Here is an 18,619-nt window from a genome sequence, read left to right on the forward strand (position 1 = left end):
CTGTGCCTTCGCTGGCTCGAAGCTGATGGGCGATGAGTTCCCTAGTCCGCTCAAGTACTTGCTGGCTTGCGATGCGGTATCCTAGCCAACTCGTTAAACAAGGAAGAATAATGCGCTCGTCGTCATTTCTGTCGTATCTCAAGCTCCCGGCCGCTCTGCTGATTGCCGGTCTCACAACTGCTTGTTCCAACTACCACTACAAGGATTACCAAGGCGATTGGGCGCCGGACTCGATGACGCCATATGACCTGTCCAATAACGAGGCCGATGCGCCGGTGGTGTATTTCGCCACCACCCGCTTTCGTGGGTTGGGAGTGCAATTCCATCGACTGTTGCTGGCCACGCATGTGGACGACCAACTGCTAGAGGGTGCCGGGCGGCACTCGATCCTCGACGTTTCCGGCAAGCAGGCGCTGCGCTTGAAACCGGGCAAGCACTCGCTGAGCTGGTGCTGGGCATCGATGAATGCCTTGGGTACCGGTGGCGCCAAGTGCGGCTTCGGTGCTCGCGATGTGGAGTTCCGCACAGGCCAGCGCTATGTCGTGGATTTCTCCACTCGCGACGACATCAGTGGACCTCCGGGGCGTGTAGTCTCGACCATTACTATCGAGTCCGAGATTCGAAATCTGGATACCCATGAAGTGATCTATCCGCTGAGAGATGTTGCGAAGATGGAGAAGGAATAACGATTGCGACGATCACCGTCACGAACTGAGTTGGGCGGTGATCGAAAGCTGCGTGGCGAAGGACAGCTTCCGATTGCTGCCTTTCACAAATGCCCGCAATCGACTGAGGCTGTGTAAAAACGTTTTTGAGCGCGACAGGTACTCGAAATCGGACTGGAAATCGTGTTTCTGCGCGAAATCCACATCTGCTGACGTGCCGATAAATTTCAGATTTAACGTAGATGCGCATACTTCAATTTTGGTGAAGCGTTTTTACACACTCTGGACCCAATGCGATCATCGAGATTGTGGCCATTGATCCTGAATTTCACACCAAAGTGCCTTGGACGTTACTTTGACATGCGCATGCTTGTCGGAAGTAAAGCCATCCTCTGATGAGCCAGCGATGGTAATGGTGTAAAGATAAGAGGTGTTGCGCAGACGCTTACTTTCGGTCCAGACTTTCGCCAAAGCCACGGATCATCTGCAACAACGACTTCACCCGCAGCGGCAGATTCCCGGCCGGGTACACCGCGTGCATCTGCGGGCTTTCGCCGCTGCTGGAGGTGAGCATGTATTCGGGACAGACCCGAAGCAGGCGCCCCGCTTCTACTTCGGGCTCTGCGATCCAGTCCGCCAGACGGGCGATGCCGACGCCCGCCAGGGCCGCCTGGAACACCGCCGAACCGGAGTTGAAACGAAACTTGGGATCGGCCCGAAAGCTGATGGCCTGCGTCTCACTGCGGAAATTCCAGTCTTTTAGAATCCGCGGCGCCGTGTGCAGGATCAGCGAGTGCGCTTCCAGCGCTTCGATGGAATCGGGCGTGCCGCGCCGCTCCAGGTACCCGGGGCTGGCGTACAGGTAACGTGAATAATTCCAGAGCGCAAAGCCGATCAGGTCACTGGATTGCGGATACCCGCCACGAATCGAGAAGTCCAGTTTGCTCTTGGCCGGGTCGATGGTGTCATCGGTGAAAATCCCATCGACGTTCACGTCTGGATAACGCTCACCGTACTGCGCGATCAGCCGGGGCAATACCCCGTGGCCGAGAAACTCGGGGGCGGAAAAGCGGACCCAGCCGTAGGCCTGGCCGCTGATTCCGGCCAGGTCTTCATCCGCCTCACGTTGCAGATCCAGCATTTTGTAGGCGTGGGGCAACAAGCGCTCACCCGCCTCGGTCAAGCTCACGGCATTGGAGGAGCGATTGAACAACTTGACCCCGACACTTTCCTCCAGGGCTTGAACAGCGCGGGTCAGCGAACTGGGGGAGCGCCCCAGCGAACGTGCCGCCGCGACAAAACTGCGCTTGCGAGCCACCGTCGCAAAGGCTTCGAGTTCCCCCAACATATCCAGTGCCATTCACCACCTCGTTGCACTTTTCACAACGTGGCATTGCAACACAAAAAAAGCTGTTCCGTTAACCTTCCTGCTCAATGCACACCGCTGGACTTTCACCACTCCTTCATCGTCAGGGCCTGATTTCATGATCGATATTGTCATCCTTTGCGTGTTCGCTTTTGCTGCCGGCCTGATTGATGCGGCGGTGGGCGGTGGCGGACTGATCCAGATACCTGCGCTGTTCAACGTGCTGCCCACGGCGCAACCCGCGGCACTGCTGGGTACCAACAAGGTCGCGGCAGCCTGCGGCACCGCATTCGCGGCCCGGTCTTTCGTGCGCAAGGTGGTGATCGACTGGGGGCTGGTGATTCCCGCTGCCTGTGCGGCCTTTGTCATGTCCTTCTTCGGCGCGGCCACCGTGTCGTCCGTCCCGCAGTCGGTGATCCGGCCGGCGGTGTTGGTGTTGATCGTGCTGATGGCGATCTACACCTTCTGGAAAAAGGACTTCGGCGCCCTGCACAAACCCATGCACATCGGTACCCGGGAGAAACTGCTGGCGATCGTCATCGGCGGTGCGATTGGCTTCTACGACGGACTGTTCGGTCCCGGCACCGGCAGCTTCCTGATCTTCCTGTTTATCCGCTGCTTCGCCTTCGACTTCCTGCATGCCTCGGCGTCGGCCAAACTGGTGAACATCGCGACCAACGTCGCGGCGCTGATCTTCTTCATTCCCACGGGTAACGTGCTCTACCTGATCGCCCTCCCCATGGCCGCATTCAACATCCTCGGCGCGCTGACCGGCACCTGGCTGGCGGTGCGTAAAGGCGTGCCCTTTGTCCGGGGCCTGTTCCTGGTGTTGCTGGTGATCCTGATCAGCAAACTGTCTTACGACCTGTTCGTGTGAACCTGAGCCGTGGTTCTGACTGTCCCCGTAGCATTCTATTCATGCGAAATCCGACAACAGTGTTTGTCCAATAGGACGCTGTCTGGGAAAGGGATAAACATCTAGCATCGTTTCTACCCGGTGAGCACATTGAATAAACATCAACTAACTCACGAGGTAAAAACGATGCAGGTCAACCCCTTGAGCGATACGGTGAATATGATGAATATGTCAAAAGTTGCGATCTTCCTTGCGCTTGGCAGTTTAGGTGCACAAGCATTTGCAGACGAGAGCCATTCAACAGTGGCCACCCGTCAGACACCGGTAGAAAGTTACACTTACGCAACCAAGCTCGACATTAAAAAAGTCATTGCAATGACAGACGTTGCGGACCAGTGCGGACCGGTTCCTGTTCAAATGACCTATGAAGACTCTCACGGTCAACAGCACGTCCTTCAGTATCAAGTCATGGGAACAGGCTGTTCAAACGGTTGAGCACTGTGCGGACGATGGAGGGTCGACACTCCATACCTGCCGCGCTAGCGAGCTCGAAAGCTGTTGTCTTTTCTGGCTGAGCGAACGATTTCTTCATCGGATGCCAGCAAGCCCGGAATGTAATCTTTAAGAAATTCCACCCATGTCTTTATTTTTGCATCCACGAACTTTCGTGATGGATAAATGGCAAACAAGTTGAACTCTTCAAAATGATACTCCGGCAGTACCCGCACTAACGTGCCGGCCCTGAGTCCGTCGACCGCAGAGGCAATCGGCTGAATCCCAATCCCCATCCCATTCGTTATGGCAACAGTCATGGCGTCAGCCGTGTTGACGTGAAACGGCGACAATGGAACGTTAACGGTCTCCACGCCTTCGGGCCCCTCAAATACCCAGTTTTCAACCGGCATTACCGTATTCACAATTCTCAAACAATCATGTTCGCCAAGTGATTTCGTGGAATCGGGATTCCCGCGTTTCTTCAGGTACGCGGGCGAGGCACAGAGAATGCTGTAAGTGATGCCGAGCCGCTGAGCGACAAACCCTGAATCGGGTAGATCCCGCGCTAAAACAATCGAGATGTCATAGCCCTCCTCCAGCAAGTCAGGTAGCCGATTGGTCAGTGTCAAATCAAACATTACCAAGGGATAAATCTCTCTATACCTGGCAATGGCTTTGATCACGTAATGATTACCGACGGCTCCCATCGCGTGAATCTTGAGCCTGCCAACGGGCATGACCTGCGCGGTACCCGCTTCCTCTTCGGCCTCACGTACCTCCTCAAGAATTTTCTCGCAGCGCTGCAAATAGCGTGCACCTGCTTCGGTCAACGACTGGCGTCGGGTCGTGCGGTTAATCAGGCGTGTTTGAAGCCTGGCCTCCAGACTGGAAACCGCTTTGGAAACGTTAGTTGTGGTGGTGTCCAATAGCTCAGCCGCCGCCGTAAAGCTGCCGCTCTGAGCGACAGCCACGAAAAAACGCATGGTCTGGAAAACGTCCATTGCTTTCACCTCTGGGAGGATAAAAAGGGGTGGCCCTGCAGAAGACCATCCCCCTTGTCGCACGTTACTTCTTGCCCGGAATAAATCCGGGCACACCGGTTTCCACCACCGAGTTGAATCGTACCCGGGTCGTAATATCGTCCTTGATTTCAAGCATGGCCCTGTGAGGCAGGGTAGAAATCGCAAAGTTTTCCTGGATATGGCTCAACGTTGCAGACGTGGTCAGGAACGCCACGCCACGTTGTACAGACCAGGCCAATGCAACTTGAGCCGGGGTCTGTTGCAAGCGCCGGGCGACGCCTGTGATCACCGCATCTTCCAGTACATTCGGCTGCATGCCATGCCCCAGTGGTGCAAACGCAAGGACGATAATTCCATGCTGCCGACAAAACTCGAGCAGTTCCCATTCAGGCAGATAAGGATGCGATTCAACCTGCACGACGGCAGGTTTTATCCGGGCCACTGCCACAATCTCTTGTAATGCCTGCAGTGTAATGTCGGATAACCCGATGGACTTGCACCGCCCCTCATCAACCAGACGCTCAAGTGCTCGCCAAGTCTCGATTAATGTCACGCCGGAGTCGTAAATGATTCTCCCCTGCTCGTCTCTTGGTTCCTGGTCTTCGCCCGGCTGAAAGGCAAAGGGCGTGTGGACGAGGTAGCAATCGATGTAATCCACTTGAAGTCGCCGGCAGCTGGCTTCAAAAGCCGGCAGAACCCGCTCGGGGCGATGGTTGGTGTTCCAGAGCTTTGTGGTAATAAACAAGTCTTCGCGCCGGACCTTACCAGTCTCCAGGAATTCCTTTATGGCCACTCCGACCTTGTCTTCGTTTCGATAGCGCTCTGCACAATCGAAATGGCGAAAGCCTGTTTCCAGCGCGTGCTTGATGGCTTGTGTTGTCACGCTCAGATCCCGGAACAGCGTGCCAAATCCAACGGCTGGCATCGCACCCGATCCGTGGACAATAGGGAACTTTGTATCGCGAAGTTCATCGTGAAACGCTTCGTATGACATGTCTTTACTCCGATGTCTGGGGCCACAGCCGCAATGGCGATAGTGGTCTCTGGTAAAACGCAGCCGCTATTGATAAACAGTTTTCGGCGCTTCGCGGCTGGCAACGCGTTGCTCGGACACACCCACCGAATTACCGCCGAGCGCCACATACAACCGCACCGTGTCGAGGTACTGCGCCGCCTTCACTCTGAGTTGACCGAGTAACGCCTGCTCATAGGCACGTTCCGCTTCCAGCACCTGGAGAATGCTGTTCTCGCCTTGCGCGTAGGCTTGCTGGTTCAAGCGAAAACTGGTTTCGGCCGCGCGTAATGCGTCCTCCTGCGCCAGGTTTTCTTCCGAGTCATGGTTGATTGCCTGCAGCGTGTCTGCGACCTGGCCAAAGGATTGAATAACCGTTTGCTGGTAGCCGGCGAGTGTCGCCTTGTAGCCGTCGACGGCAGCCTGACGTTCAGCCTTGAGCGTGCCGCCATCGAAGATCGGCCCCGCCAGCCCCGCAGCAAGACTCCAAAGTGCAGCGCCGCCATTACCCGAAGCCGCCTGGGCAAGAGACGCGGACAGCGTTACATGGGGATAGAGATTGGCTGTCGCGACCCCGACGGCGGCGCTGGCCATGTGCAATTCAGCTTCTGCTTGCAGTACATCCGGCCGGCCGTGGGCCATTTCCGAGGGCAAGCTGACTGGCACGCTTGACGGCAAGGCAAACTCGGAGAGATTGAAGTCCGGGGCGACCCAGTCTCCCGGGCCTTTTCCCGTCAGGACCGACAAAGCATGCCGGGCCGAATCACGCTGTTGAGCGAGGGGCGGCAACAGCGTGCGGTCCTGAGCGAGCCGCGTCTCGGCCAGCGAAACGTCGATCTGCGTGGTGGTGCCATTGGTGTGCGCCATGCGCACGAGTTCAAGGTTCTTCGCGTCATTGGCGAGCAGTTTATCGACGGCTTCCATCTGCGCGTTTGCCGAAGCAACCAACAACGCCTGGCTCGCAACATCGCCGGTCAGGGTCAGGTACGCCGCTTCGTAGCGATGTTTCTGCAGACTCGTAAACGCTTCCTGCTGCTCGACCAGCCGCTTGGTACCGCCAAAAGCGTCAAGGTCGAAGCCAACCCGTGGCCCAATCGAGTAGAAATTGGAGACGGTTGGCTCGGGGCCGTTGTGGGTCCGTTGGCGGCCGGCGTGAGCGCCAAAATCGACCTGCGGATACAGTGCCCCCTCCGCCGCGGCAACAGAAGATGCCGCTTGGCGGATCGTCGCATCCGCCGCCACGAGCTCCAGATTGCCGTCGATTGCCCGACGTACAACCTTGTCGAGCTTCGGCGAATGGAAGGCAGACCACCAGTCACCGCTGACCTTCTTGCCCAGCTCAATGTGCTGCTCAGTAACCTTGTTGCCGCCCTCGCCAAGACGCTGCTCGGCCTGTTGATCATAGTGCTGCGACAGGCTCTGCGCGGGCTCTTTATAGTCAGGGCCGACGGTACAGGCGGACAGGAACATAAGCGCCGACACCGCACCGACCGTCGTTGGGAGCTGCTGTCTGTTGAGTACGAACGTATTGGATTTCATTGGGCAGACTCCACGAAAACTAGTTGGTCGGAACGGGTTTGCGAAGAAAGACAACCAGTGGGCTCACCACCAGCATCGCCAGCATCAAAATCTTGAACTGGCCGATAACCGCGATAAAAGCCGCCTGGCCGGTGATCATTTCGTTAAGCCCCCCGAGTGCTTGCAAGGACGTCGACGCCGTCATGGAATGTGCCGCGGCGCGATAAGGCGTCAGATGGCTTGCCAGCGCCACGTGCATCGTTTGCGTGTTGTTGAAGAAGAACACTTGCACGATGGCAACGCCGAGGGTGCTGCCATAGACACGGGCCAGATTGAAAAAACCGGTACCTTCCGGGCGGAACCTGGGATCGAGCGTGCTGAAAGCCACCTTACTGATCGCCGGCATCAAGATGCCGAGGCCGATGCCCTGGAGTGCACCGGCCACCGCCACGGGCCACCAGTCCATCAACGGCGAATAGCCAAGCATCAGCCAGTTGGCATACGCCACCAGCGCCACGCCCACGGCAACAAAGAGTCGCGAGTCGATCCGAGCAGGAACCCGGCCCATCAACAGAAATGCACCGACAAGCCCGACACCTCGCGGTATCGTCAGGTAGCCGGTCGTGTCAGGTGGGTATCCGAGAATTTCATCCAGCATCGGCGATGTCAGGGCCATCGTTGGCAACAGCACAAAACCCAGTGCGAAAAAGATGATCGTCGACAGCACGAAATTGCGGTCTTTGAACAAGTTTTTGTTGAGGAAATGCACCTTCGCGGTCAGCACATGAACAACGAACAGGTAGAGCCCCAGTGCACCTGCCAGCGCTTCCAGCCAGATCTCGGGCGAAGCGAACCAGTCCAGACGCTCGCCGCGGTCGAGCAGCATTTGCAACCCGATCATTCCCAGCGTGAAGGTGCCGACGCCGAAGAAGTCGAAAGGCGGACTTTTCTCAGCCTTTTTCTCGGCCAGCAACAACGTCACCACCACGAAGATAAACGCCGTTAGCGGAAGGCTGATGGAGAAAATCGAGCGCCAGTCGTAATGCTCGCAGACCCAGCCACCGATACTCGGACCGCTGACGATGCCCAAGAGCACAATGGCCGTGAACATCGAAGCGAATTTCGTGCGCCGCGCAGGTGGCAGTGTCTCCATGGCAATGGCCATCGAAAGCGGTGCCAGCAAGCCACTCGCGGCGCCTTGAATGATGCGCGCACCGACGAACTCCAGCGGAGTCGTTGCCTGCATGGCGAGCAACAAGCCAAGGACGAACAAGGCTATCGCGGCTTGATACACAACCTTCAAGCCGTAGCGTCCGGCGAGCCACTGCGCAATCGGCAGGGTAACGGCGCTCGCCGCGAGGTATGAAGTGAATACCCAGCCAGCCTGGTCATCGGTCATCGACAAGGCGCCCTGAATAAACCTCAGTGCGGCATTCGGCAAAGGCAGGTTCGCCGACTGCATATAGGTCGCGAGCAATGCGGCGAACCTGAGCGTGCGCGAGCCCTCTCCCGCCGGATTTCCAGCAAGAGTGGCGCTCATCGGTCGGTACCTGCGGTCAACAGAGCCTTGAGTGGGTGCCACCAAGGCGTGCGATACCCGGTGTCGACTTTGACCGTGGCACTGGTACCCGAGAAAAGCGGCAGAGCAGGATCCACTTCATCGAGTTCGAGTCGAACCGGTACCCGCTGGACAACCTTGACCCAGTTGCCGGTCGCATTTTCCGGTGGCAGCAGTGCGAAGTCCGACCCGGCGCCCGGACTCATGCTGGTCACGTGGGCCTTGAATACGTGATCAGGGTACGTATCGACACTGATGGTTGCTTCCTGGCCCCGACGCATATGGGTCACTTCCGTTTCACGGAAGTTGGCCTCCACCCAGATCTGGCGATCGGACAGCAAAGCAAAGGCCGGCGCACCGCTGTTGACGTAGTTGCCAACCTGCAAATCGTCGACCTTGGCCACGATGCCATCCTGCGGCGCATACACCGTCGCGTACGAGAGATAAAGCTGCGCTTCGTCGAGCTGAGCCTTGGCCTCGCGCACCATCGGGTGTTTATCGGCTTCGATGTCCGGATTGCCGTTCAAGGCAACGACCGTGCTGGCGATCTGCTGTTCGATCGACGCTATTCGTTGCCGGGCAACTTTAAGGTCGGTGTCTGCACGCTCGTAAATGGCGCGCGAGACGAACTCGGTGGCGACCAGGGCTTTCTTGCGGGCAAATTCCCGCTGGTCGAAATCCGCCGACTCTTTGGCCGATTGCAGTTCCGCCTGCTGCTGGCGGTAGCTTGCCTTGAGCCCATCGATGCGAAGCCGCGCGACGCTCAGTTGCGCTTCTGCGCGGTTAATCGCGATCTGGAACGGCTCCGGGTTGATCCGAAACAGCACCTGGCCCTTGCGAACAGGCTGATTGTCCTCGACCGCGATTTCGACAACTTGTCCGGAAACGCGGGCGTTGATCGACGCCTTCGCTACTCGGGCATAGGCGTTATCGGTCGAAACGTAGGGCTCGCCCGTCACATAGTGTGAGTACCCAACCGCTGCGACGAGAGCAGGAACACCCACCATAAGGAGTGGTCGCAACTTCTCTTTAAACGGTTTCTTGATGGGCCTGTCGGCCTGGTTCGGCCCTGGGTGCTCGAAGGTTTGCGAAGCTGGAATGTCGAACTGTCTGGTCATGATCGAATACACCTTTAACCGGGAAATCGGGCTAATACGGGCAACGATCGCCTGCGCCCCTGATGTCAATAATTGCTGTGAGCAATCAAGCTCGTGTGCGTCAGGAGGATCGCTCTGCCGCATCTGTTTCATCGCCGCAACACCCAGTTCGAGCTCCGCTGCAACAAACCTGAAATTCAGGAACTTCTGGTTCCTTAATTTTGTGCGATGGTGTAAGAATATGCCGTGACTCACCTTCATTCAAGGAATTTGTACAACATGGCACAAAATAAAACTGCAGAGGGCAAAGGCCGTGGCCGCCCTCGCGCGTATGACCCGCAGACAGCGCTGCAGCAGGCGCTTGGGGTTTTCTGGAGCACCGGATATTCCGGCGCGTCTCTGGATAGCATCGCAACGGCGGCCGGCATGAATCGCCCAAGCCTCTATGCGGCATTCGGTGACAAGCACGCGCTCTACATCAAAGCGCTTGAGCAGTATTGGGAATTTGCCGCGGCGGCCATGCATGAGGCGCTGACAGACAACGCGCTGACACTCGAGCAGGCGTTGATGCGTTTCTATGAGGGGCAATTGTCGATCTACTTCTCGGGCGAAGGCCAACCGCGCGGCTGTTTTGCGATTGGTACGGCGACGACCGAGGCCGTCGAGGATGCTGAAATACGCGACGTGCTTTCGGATCGGTTGAGCAGGCTCGATGCTGAACTCGAAACGCGTCTGCGGGCAGCGATCGATTCCGGCGAGTTGAAAAGCGATGCCGACCCTGCAGCCCTTGCCGTACTCGCGTCATCCCTGCTGCACAGCATTTCGATACGTGCCCGGGCGGGCAAATCCCGCGAAGAATTAACGGAACTTGCACGCAATGCGGTCAGCGTGATCTGCGGTTGAGAGGTTTTATGGCGGGTGAAAGACTCGAAGATATTCTTGCCGAGCGGCTTGCCGTGATTTTCTGTGGCATCAATCCGGGCATGACGGCCGCCGCCCAGGGGCATCATTTTGCGGGTCGCGGCAATCGCTTCTGGCGCACACTGCATCTCGCCGGTTTTACGCCGGAGGAAGTACGCCCGGAACACGATCAGACGATCTTGCAGTATCAGTGTGGGTTAACCGCAGTGGTCGAACGGCCAACGGCGCGGGCGGATCAGCTGTCTACACATGAGTTCATCGCTGCCGCAGCGGATTTTGAACAAAAGATCACACGCTATGCACCACGCTTTGTGGCGTTTCTCGGCAAAGCCGCATACAGCGCATTATCCGGTCAACGAGAAATTGCATGGGGGCTTCAGTCAAAGACCTTTGGTAATGCCTCGGTCTGGGTCCTGCCCAATCCCAGTGGACGAAATCGCGCGTTCACGCAGGATCAACTGGTCGGTGCTTACCGCCAACTCTGCCTGGCAGCAGGTTCGGATCGGTTTTCCGGTTGATCCGAGGTCACTTTACTTTTCCGTCATACAGGGGATAGATAGCGTGTTACGCCGCCTACTTGATACCTGATGTAATCAATCGAGAGATACGATGCCCCGGCATTTTGACGATGTGCAACTCGGCAGCATTGAGCTGTTCTGTTTAGCCGTTGAGTTTGAGAGTTTCACTGCCGCCGCACAGGCCGCCGGTGTGACGCCTGCCGCCGTGAGCCGCTCGGTGTCACGCCTGGAGGAGCGTCTGGCGGTGCGCTTGTTTGTACGCACCACCCGGCAGATACGCCTGACCGAGGCAGGTCGGGTCTATTACGAGCAATGCCGGCAAGCGTTGACTCAACTGGTTGACGCGGAACGTAAAGTGACGGGCCAGCAGCAGGCGCCCTCAGGGGAATTGCGCATCAGCGCACCGACGCCCTATGCGCATTTTCGATTGCTACCACGCCTTGCCGAGTTTCGTCGACGCTATCCACTGGTCAAGGTAGTCGTGCACGTCAGTAACCGGAACATCGATTTCGCTGAGGAAGGTTACGATCTGGCGATCCGTGGTCGAGCGCCCGATGACTCGGCGCTGATTGCGCGCACACTCGAGAATGCGGAGCTGGTGGTCGTAGCCTCTCCCGAGTACCTTCGGCAGCATGGCATTCCGCAGGCACTGTCGGACCTGGAATCACACGATTGCATTCAATTTGAACTGCCCAGCAGCGGAAGGAATGTGCCGTGGACCTTCATCGTCGATCAACGGTCGGTGAGCGTGAACACCTCTGGAAATACCACCTGCCTTGAGGATTATCTGGCAACGATCACGATGGCCAGACACGGCGCCGGGATCGTGCAGTCGTACCGGTTTACCGTTCAGGCGCAAATCGAAAGCGGTGAACTGGTCGAGGTACTCGGGGAGTTTGGTGGCGCTACCCGCCCCTTCATGTTGCTGTATCCCCATGCCCGCTATCTACCGATGAAAGTCAGAGCGCTGATTGATTTCTTGACGGCCCCAGAGTCAGTTCATTGATTGCCAGGTCAGGCGCTCTTTCTCTGGGGGCTGAACACAAACCGATTCGGAAGGCTGCCGCTTACCCCTTCTAGTTCGGGTCCAACAATCCTCCACTCCAGTTACGCGACACCCGAGTTCCGGTGAATTTCGCCACCACCATGCCCTGTTGCACAAGCCGGTCCCGATAGCGTGTCACCATCCGCCCCGCTTGCTCGGCAAACAGCAGCACTTCGGAAGATGGATCACCCGGACGCCCCAGAATCCGCGCAAACCGCTGCCCTTCTTCGACGAAATCGCCCAGATCCTTTTCAAAGATCAGCACCCCGGGCTGCGGCGCGAGAATGGTCTCCATGTGGCTCATCTCTATCGCCTCGACAGGCCAATCGCCTGGCGACAGCGGCTCATCGATCACCCCGCACGCGCAAAGCCAGGCGTATAGCCCCGCAGCATCCTGCTCGGCAAACCGGTCGCTGACATCGCCCTGCCCACGCAACTCCAGGGTCGCCGCCAGGTGCTGATCGGTGACGCCATCGCGCAGCCAGGGCGCAATGATGGTTTCCTCGAAGGAGCCATCGCCACCGTCATCCCAGATGATCGCCACCGCCATCTTCATCGCCGCCGCCAGTTCACGGCCACGTGGCCAGAAACTGCGGTGAACATAGAGGTACGGCATTGCCTCGTCATCGGTGTGCAGATCGAGCATTAAGTCCGCCGTAGCCGCCAGTTGTACCAGGCTTTTTTGCCAGGCCTGGACAGGAGTCGAAGGCCGAGCCATCGCTGTCGACTGGTCGAATGAACGGTTGAAGTTATGGCCGGTGGCGTCGTGAAACCGACCGAGTATTCGCCCATGGCGAAACTGTCCGATGCCCAGGGGATTGGCCTGGGGCACCACGGTCACACTGCCCTTGAGCCGGCCCTCGGCCTCGGCGATATGGAGTCGCTGCATCAACAGGTGCAGGACCAGCATCCCGGCGATTTCATCGGCGTGAACCCCCGCCTGCAGGTGCACTTTCGGCCCGTCGCCATTGCCCTCGAATCGCCACACGCCGACCCGCACCGCGTCGCCGTTATTGTTCCGAACTGCGAACGAAATGTCCTGCGCCATATGCTTGTCCCCTCGTCATGACTGTTGACCCCGATGCTCGACGGACTCTGGATCGAGGGATGCCTGAGCCCCGAAACCTTCAGCCCCGCCAACGAGCTCGCTGTCGGTTGTTGCGGGATAAAGGGGTTGCGTCACGGAGCATTCGGCGCCGACGACGTCTTGTGCCGGGTGACGGCCAACGATCATGGCCAGGGTGCCGCTGACCGCGATCAGCCCGGCGCCAATCATCAGCGACTCATCCATCAGCGTGCCCCAGACCAGATTCGATAGCAGGAACGCCCAGACCAACCCGGTGTACTCGAACGGCGCCAGCAAAATCGCCGTGGCCCGCTGAAAACTGGCGAACAGCAAGAACTGCCCGATACCGCCCACCAACCCGGCACCCAGCATCCCCAGCCAGGCCGAAGTCGGCGACGGAGTGTGGGTCCAAGGCAACGCCAGCATCATGCAAATGACAAACACCCCATTGGTGATCAGCATCTGTTCCAGCACTGACGTCTGGTCATCCACCTGCCGCAACTGGATGTAGGTGAAGGCCCAGCACATCGCTGCCAACAGCGTCAGCACGATCGGCAAGGGCTCGGTCATATTGCTGGGGCGACAGGCAATCATCACGCCGACAAAGCCGATGACCAGGGTGAACCACTGCCAGCCGCTGGCACGTTCCTTGAGGATGACGACCGCCAGCACCGTGACCATGATCGGTGCCGAAAAATACAGCGTGGTCATCTCCGCCAGAGTCAGGTCCCGGGCTGCCGTGTAATACAGCAGCCAGGCAACAAGCGACAGCAACCCGCGCACCACCAGCAAGCGCCGGCTCGGTGAACGCCAGACCCGTTGAACCAGCCGCAGGCGTCCGGCCAGCAGACAGGCGAGTACCACCACGAGGCTGCGCCAGAACAGGATGCTGACCACCGAGTAGTCGGCCACCAACCACTTGATGCTCGCATCCTGCAACGCCAGAAATGCGTAACCCAAGGTGCACAGGCCGATGCCCTGCAACGACCGGTCAACCCGTGGCGCGCTCATTACACCGCCCTGCGCAGCGGCGTCCCGCGCCGTTCGGCAAAGGCGAACAGCGCCTCGATCAGGAACGTCAGGCAGACATACACCCCGGCCACCAGCAGCAACGGTTGATAGACTTGCAGGGTCTGGGCACGGACCACGTTGGCGGCGCCCAACAGATCGATTACCGCGATGGTCGAGGCCAGCGCCGTGGACTTCAGCAACATCACGGTCTCCCCGGCCAATGTCGGCAACAGCAACCGCATGGCCCGTGGCAAGCGCACCCGCAGCAGGGACTGGCGCGGGGTCATGCCAAATGCCGAGGCGGCTTCCATTTCACCCTTTGGCACCGCCAGCAGGCCGCCGCGAATCACTTCGCCGACATAGGCCCCCACCGACAGCACCAGGGCGAACACGATGTACCAGTAGCCGTCACGCAGATAAGGCCAGAGAAAACTGCCACGGATCAGCGGAAACTGCGCAAACAGACTGCCAAGCCCGTAATAGAAGATGTAGATCTGGATCAGCAACGGTGTCCCGCGAAACACGCTGGTGTAGAACAGGCTGGCCTTGGCGATGACGTTATTCTTCGAGATCCGGGCCAGCGCCACCAACACCGCCAGCACAAAACCGAACGCACTGGCAAACAACAGCAGGGTGATGCTCGTTTGCAGCCCTCGGCCCAACAGCGCCGCGTATTCAACTATCCACGCTGGAATCATTTCATTCACTCAGCCAAAGGCATCCAGCGACGAGTACGTCGCTCAAGCCGTCCCGACAGGTAGTTGGACACCAACGTCACCACGTAATACATCGCCGCGGCCGTGAGGTAGAACAACAGGTAGTGACGCGTCGAACCCGCCCCTTGCTTGGCGGTGTACAACAGCTCGTTGGTGCCGACCACGCTGATCAATGCACTGTCCTTGATCAGGTTGATCCACAGGTTGGCCATCCCGGCCATCGCATAAGGCGCCATGATCGGCAGCGTTACGCGCCGGAACAGTCCGAACCCGCTCTGGCCGAACGCCCTCGCCGCCTCGATCTGACCAAAGGGAATCGCCTGGATCGCTGCCCGAAAAATCTCCGAGGCATAGGCGCCTTGCACCAGGCCCAGCACCAGGATTGCCGCCAGAGGGCCGCTGACATCCATCGCGCCGTAACCCATCCAGGCCATCAGCGAATTGAGGAGCATGGAACCGACGTAGTACAGCAACAGGATCAGCAACAACTCCGGGACGGCCCGGAACAATGTGGTGTAGCCACGCATCAGTGCCGCAATCGGTTTGGGCGCATTCAACTTGAGACAGGCCACCACCAGGCCAATGAACAGCCCGACCACAAAGGCCCCGGCCGATATTTGCAGGGTCATCCAGAGCCCCTTCAACAGCGCACTGCCCCATCCTTGTTCGCTGAAATCGATCAACTCGAACATTGCTGGCATTTCAACTCTCCGGTCGGTGGCCGTGAAAACACCACCTCATCCTTAGTGGGAGCGTGGCTTGCCCGCGAAGCTTTTGGCGGCCTCAAGGGCCTCATCGCGGGCAAGCCCGGCTCCCACAGGGATCTGCGTTTCACCTAGGATTTGCGCTTAGAACGCGGGCTTCACGCTGGTCCCGAAGTAGCTTTGGGAGAGGTCGTCATAGTCCTTGCTCGCCAGCAGGGTCTTGATCGCCTTGTCGAGATTGGCCTTGAGCTCGGTGTCATCCTTGCGCAGACCGGCGCCCACGCCTTTGCCGAAGATCGGGTCATAAGGCACCGTGCCCAGGTAGGCCAGGTCCTTGGCATCCGGTGTCTTGACGAATGCCGCCATGGCCGTGCCGTCCGCCATCATCAGGTCGACGCGACCGGCAATCAGGTCGGCGTTGGCCGAGTCCTGAGTGTCGTAATACTTCACGTCGGCAATTTTCTCGTAGTAAGCCTTCAGGTAGCTGGCGCTCACTGTCGAGTTCTGCACCGCGATGATCTTGCCCTTGAGGTCATCCGGGTACTTGTTCACCGCCGTGCCCTTGGGCCCGACAAGCGCAATCGCCGAATCGTAGTAGGCCTTGCTGAACGCGATCTGTTTTTCGCGCTCTTCGGTCACCGACATGGAAGAGAAAATTACGTCGATCTTCTTCGCCAGCAGCGACGGGATGATCCCGTCCCACGCCACTTCCTTGATCTCGCACTCGGCTTTCATTTCGCTGCACAGCTTGTGGATCAGGTCGACTTCAAAGCCTTTCCATTCACCATTGGCCTGCTTCTCGGTGTACGGCGGATACGGTTCGGCGGCGACCGCGAACCTGATCGGCTGGGCCTGCGCCGCGCTCATGCCGGCCAGCATTACGCAGGCCACGCCGGTCAACCAGTTTGCCAAACGTCGATTTCCCATGATTGTTCCCCGTTTTTTTTTATGTTATTAGCGAGTCTGATGAGCGTTGACGAACTGCCGGCAACGCTCGCTGCGTGGGTGTACGAACACTTCGTCCGGCGAACCGGCTTCCTCGATCAACCCTTGATGCAAGTAGGCGACTTTGGAAGAAACATCGCGTGCGAAGGCCATCTCATGGGTCACCAGGATCATGGTCCGGCCTTCTTCGGCGAGAGAGCGGATCACCCGCAGCACTTCGCCGACCAGTTCCGGGTCGAGTGCCGAGGTGGGTTCATCGAACAGCATGACCTTGGGCCGCATGGCCAGGGCCCGGGCGATGGCCACCCGTTGTTGCTGTCCCCCGGAGAGAAACGCCGGGTACTCGTTGCGCTTGGCCGCAAGCCCGACGCGTTCAAGCAAGGCTTCGGCCCGTTCAGTGGCCTCCGCACGGCTTTCACGCAGGACCTGAGTCGGCGCTTCGATGAGGTTTTCCAGCACCGTGCGATGGGGCCAGAGGTTGAAGTTCTGGAACACCATGCCCAGGCTCGAACGGATCCGTACCAGCTGTTTGGCGTCGGACACCAGTGGCGCGCCGGGACGGTCGAAGTTCAGCTGAATGCTTTCGCCGTCCACCAGAATGCGCCCCTGGTCCGGCACTTCGAGCATGTTGATGCAGCGCAACAAGGTACTTTTACCCGAGCCGCTGGCGCCGATCAGGGAGATCACATCGCCTTCGCGGGCCGTCAGGGAGACGCCTTTGAGGACTTCGATATTGCCGAAGCGTTTGTGCAGGCCATCAACCTCGATCATGGTCTTGGCCGCGACCGGCTCAATGGTCGCTTGGCTGGTCACACGAGTGATCGCCGGTCGCGGCGCTTCGCCTTTCAACACCCGGACAAAATCGCGAATACGCTGGCAGGCCTGGGCCAGTCGTTCTTCACCGAGCGTGAACGAGAGCCGCACAAAGCCTTGTGCCGGTTCGCCGAAAGCCGCCGCATCGAGAACCGATACCCGCGCCTCGCGCAACAAACGCCAGGCGAACTCCAGAGAACTCAGGCCAGTGCCCCGCACGTCCACCAGCACGAACATGCCGGCATCGGGCGTGAGCACTGAAACACCCGGGCAATCGGACAAGCCTTTCACCACCAGATCACGACGACGGCGATAGATTTCGCGCATGCCGTGGGTCACCTCCTCATGGGCCTGCACAGCCTTGAGCGCGGCCTCCATGACAAACCCCGGCAAGCCGTAGAGCATGCTCAGCATCAGGGTTTCGGCATGCGCCACCAGGGTTTCATCGGCGACGATCCAGCCGATCCGCCAGCCGGTCATGGCATGGGATTTCGACAGGCTGCCGATGACCACGCAGTGCTCGGCCATGCCCGGCAAAGCCGCCAGACTGAGGTGTTCGCGTTCGAACGCCAGGCTCTCATAGACCTCGTCCACCACGACCCACAGGTCATGGGTGATGGCGAGGTCGGCGATGGCTTGCAGCTCTTCGCGATTGAGCACCACGCCGGTGGGGTTGTTCGGATTGGAGAGGAAAATCGCCCGGGTGCGCGGGGTGATGGCCTTGGCCAGCACCGCGGCATCGAGCCGGAAACCCGAATCCGCCGCGCAAGGCACCCGCACCAGCGTCGCGCCGGAGGCCTTGAGCGTCGCCTCGTAAGTCACGTACATCGGGTCCAGGGCAAGTACTTCGTCGCCGGCAGTCAGCAAGCACAGCGAGGTGATGAACAGTGCGTTCTGCGCTCCCGCCACGTTGATGACGTTTGACGCTCGCAGCTCACGGTCGAACAGTTGGCTGTATCGCGCGGCGATGGCTTCGCGCAAGGCCAGTCGACCGGCGATTTCGGTGTAGTGCGTGTCGCCCTCACGCAGCGCATCAACCGCGGCATCGGTGATGAAGTCTGGCGTGGGGAAATCCGGGTCCCCGACGCTGAGGATGATGACATCCTCACCACGACGCTGGGCGTCAAACGCCGCATTGTGAATATCCCAGGCAGCAACGCCCTGGCCTGAGATCCGCTCAACAAAGGGTGAAAACCGCATGCCAGTGCCTCGTTCGGGAAGAAGAAACGCAAGCCCGCAACCAGCCGGGGAAGAAGGTGGAACGAACATAGTCCAAGCTGAACAGTCGTTC

The 18,619-nt window shown here is 58.8% G+C and carries 18 protein-coding genes; 6 read left to right on the plus strand and 12 right to left on the minus strand.

Annotation, left to right across the window (positions count from 1 at the left end):
- The first annotated feature begins 110 nt into the window (after window positions 1-110).
- Complete coding sequence (locus AABM55_RS17450) at window positions 111-686, plus strand: hypothetical protein (RefSeq protein WP_347927107.1); 576 nt, start codon at window positions 111-113, stop codon at window positions 684-686.
- Window positions 687-1,110: 424 nt separating this feature from the next.
- On the opposite strand, the gene AABM55_RS17455 is transcribed toward AABM55_RS17450, so the two are convergent.
- On the minus strand, window positions 1,111-2,025 hold the full coding sequence (locus AABM55_RS17455; protein WP_347927108.1) for a LysR substrate-binding domain-containing protein: 915 nt from the start codon (window positions 2,023-2,025) through the stop codon (window positions 1,111-1,113).
- 124 nt (window positions 2,026-2,149) lie between these two features.
- On the opposite strand from AABM55_RS17455, the gene AABM55_RS17460 reads away from it, so the two are divergent.
- A complete protein-coding gene (locus tag AABM55_RS17460) occupies window positions 2,150-2,908 on the plus strand; it encodes a TSUP family transporter (protein ID WP_054597910.1) in 759 nt (252 codons plus the stop codon).
- A gap of 201 nt (window positions 2,909-3,109) precedes the next feature.
- Window positions 3,110-3,382 carry a DUF2790 domain-containing protein gene (locus tag AABM55_RS17465; RefSeq protein ID WP_054598368.1) on the plus strand — a complete coding sequence of 91 codons (273 nt, stop codon included), beginning with the start codon at window positions 3,110-3,112 and terminating at the stop codon, window positions 3,380-3,382.
- 44 nt (window positions 3,383-3,426) lie between these two features.
- Here the strand turns inward: AABM55_RS17465 and AABM55_RS17470 are convergent, their stop codons facing one another.
- The 5 genes from AABM55_RS17470 to AABM55_RS17490 form a co-directional block, all read right to left on the minus strand.
- Window positions 3,427-4,383: a LysR family transcriptional regulator gene (locus AABM55_RS17470; RefSeq protein ID WP_347927109.1), complete on the minus strand. Its 957-nt coding sequence runs from the start codon at window positions 4,381-4,383 to the stop codon at window positions 3,427-3,429.
- 64 nt (window positions 4,384-4,447) lie between these two features.
- Complete coding sequence (locus AABM55_RS17475) at window positions 4,448-5,398, minus strand: aldo/keto reductase (RefSeq protein ID WP_347927110.1); 951 nt, start codon at window positions 5,396-5,398, stop codon at window positions 4,448-4,450.
- Window positions 5,399-5,464: 66 nt separating this feature from the next.
- Window positions 5,465-6,955 (minus strand): efflux transporter outer membrane subunit, encoded by a 1,491-nt coding sequence (locus tag AABM55_RS17480; RefSeq protein WP_347927111.1) that lies wholly within the window; start codon window positions 6,953-6,955, stop codon window positions 5,465-5,467.
- A gap of 19 nt (window positions 6,956-6,974) precedes the next feature.
- Window positions 6,975-8,474 carry a DHA2 family efflux MFS transporter permease subunit gene (locus AABM55_RS17485; RefSeq protein ID WP_347927112.1) on the minus strand — a complete coding sequence of 500 codons (1,500 nt, stop codon included), beginning with the start codon at window positions 8,472-8,474 and terminating at the stop codon, window positions 6,975-6,977.
- A complete protein-coding gene (locus AABM55_RS17490) occupies window positions 8,471-9,610 on the minus strand; it encodes an HlyD family secretion protein (protein ID WP_054597915.1) in 1,140 nt (379 codons plus the stop codon). The genes AABM55_RS17485 and AABM55_RS17490 overlap by 4 nt, the downstream gene beginning before the upstream one ends.
- A 258-nt stretch (window positions 9,611-9,868) precedes the next feature.
- Here AABM55_RS17490 and AABM55_RS17495 point away from each other — a divergent pair, with 258 nt between their 5' ends.
- The 3 genes from AABM55_RS17495 to AABM55_RS17505 all read left to right on the plus strand — a co-directional run bounded on the left by AABM55_RS17495 (window position 9,869) and on the right by AABM55_RS17505 (window position 12,034).
- Window positions 9,869-10,492, plus strand: a complete 624-nt coding sequence (locus AABM55_RS17495; protein WP_347927113.1) for a TetR/AcrR family transcriptional regulator — start codon at window positions 9,869-9,871, stop codon at window positions 10,490-10,492.
- Between the two features lie 8 nt (window positions 10,493-10,500).
- Window positions 10,501-11,028 carry a G/U mismatch-specific DNA glycosylase gene (mug, locus tag AABM55_RS17500; RefSeq protein ID WP_347927114.1) on the plus strand — a complete coding sequence of 176 codons (528 nt, stop codon included), beginning with the start codon at window positions 10,501-10,503 and terminating at the stop codon, window positions 11,026-11,028.
- A 91-nt stretch (window positions 11,029-11,119) separates the two neighbouring features.
- Window positions 11,120-12,034: a LysR family transcriptional regulator gene (locus tag AABM55_RS17505; RefSeq protein WP_347927115.1), complete on the plus strand. Its 915-nt coding sequence runs from the start codon at window positions 11,120-11,122 to the stop codon at window positions 12,032-12,034.
- 70 nt (window positions 12,035-12,104) lie between these two features.
- Here the strand turns inward: AABM55_RS17505 and AABM55_RS17510 are convergent, their stop codons facing one another.
- From AABM55_RS17510 to AABM55_RS17535, 6 genes are all read right to left on the minus strand, one after another.
- On the minus strand, window positions 12,105-13,121 hold the full coding sequence (locus tag AABM55_RS17510; protein WP_347927116.1) for a succinylglutamate desuccinylase/aspartoacylase family protein: 1,017 nt from the start codon (window positions 13,119-13,121) through the stop codon (window positions 12,105-12,107).
- 15 nt (window positions 13,122-13,136) lie between these two features.
- Window positions 13,137-14,150: a DMT family transporter gene (locus tag AABM55_RS17515; RefSeq protein WP_347927117.1), complete on the minus strand. Its 1,014-nt coding sequence runs from the start codon at window positions 14,148-14,150 to the stop codon at window positions 13,137-13,139.
- Entirely contained in the window at window positions 14,150-14,848 is a 699-nt protein-coding gene (locus AABM55_RS17520; RefSeq protein ID WP_054598369.1) for an ABC transporter permease, read from the minus strand. Before AABM55_RS17520 ends, AABM55_RS17515 begins: the two co-directional genes overlap by 1 nt.
- 5 nt (window positions 14,849-14,853) lie before the next feature.
- The gene (locus AABM55_RS17525) at window positions 14,854-15,567 is read right to left on the minus strand and encodes an ABC transporter permease subunit (protein ID WP_347927118.1); all 714 of its coding nucleotides are present in this window, start codon (window positions 15,565-15,567) and stop codon (window positions 14,854-14,856) included.
- A gap of 147 nt (window positions 15,568-15,714) precedes the next feature.
- A complete protein-coding gene (locus tag AABM55_RS17530; protein ID WP_103317292.1) occupies window positions 15,715-16,497 on the minus strand; it encodes a transporter substrate-binding domain-containing protein in 783 nt (260 codons plus the stop codon).
- Between the two features lie 27 nt (window positions 16,498-16,524).
- A complete protein-coding gene (locus AABM55_RS17535; RefSeq protein ID WP_347927119.1) occupies window positions 16,525-18,528 on the minus strand; it encodes an aminotransferase class I/II-fold pyridoxal phosphate-dependent enzyme in 2,004 nt (667 codons plus the stop codon).
- Between the last annotated feature and the right edge of the window lie 91 nt (window positions 18,529-18,619).

The sequence above is a fragment of the Pseudomonas helvetica genome, assembly GCF_039908645.1.
GTDB classification, from domain to species: domain Bacteria; phylum Pseudomonadota; class Gammaproteobacteria; order Pseudomonadales; family Pseudomonadaceae; genus Aquipseudomonas; species Aquipseudomonas helvetica.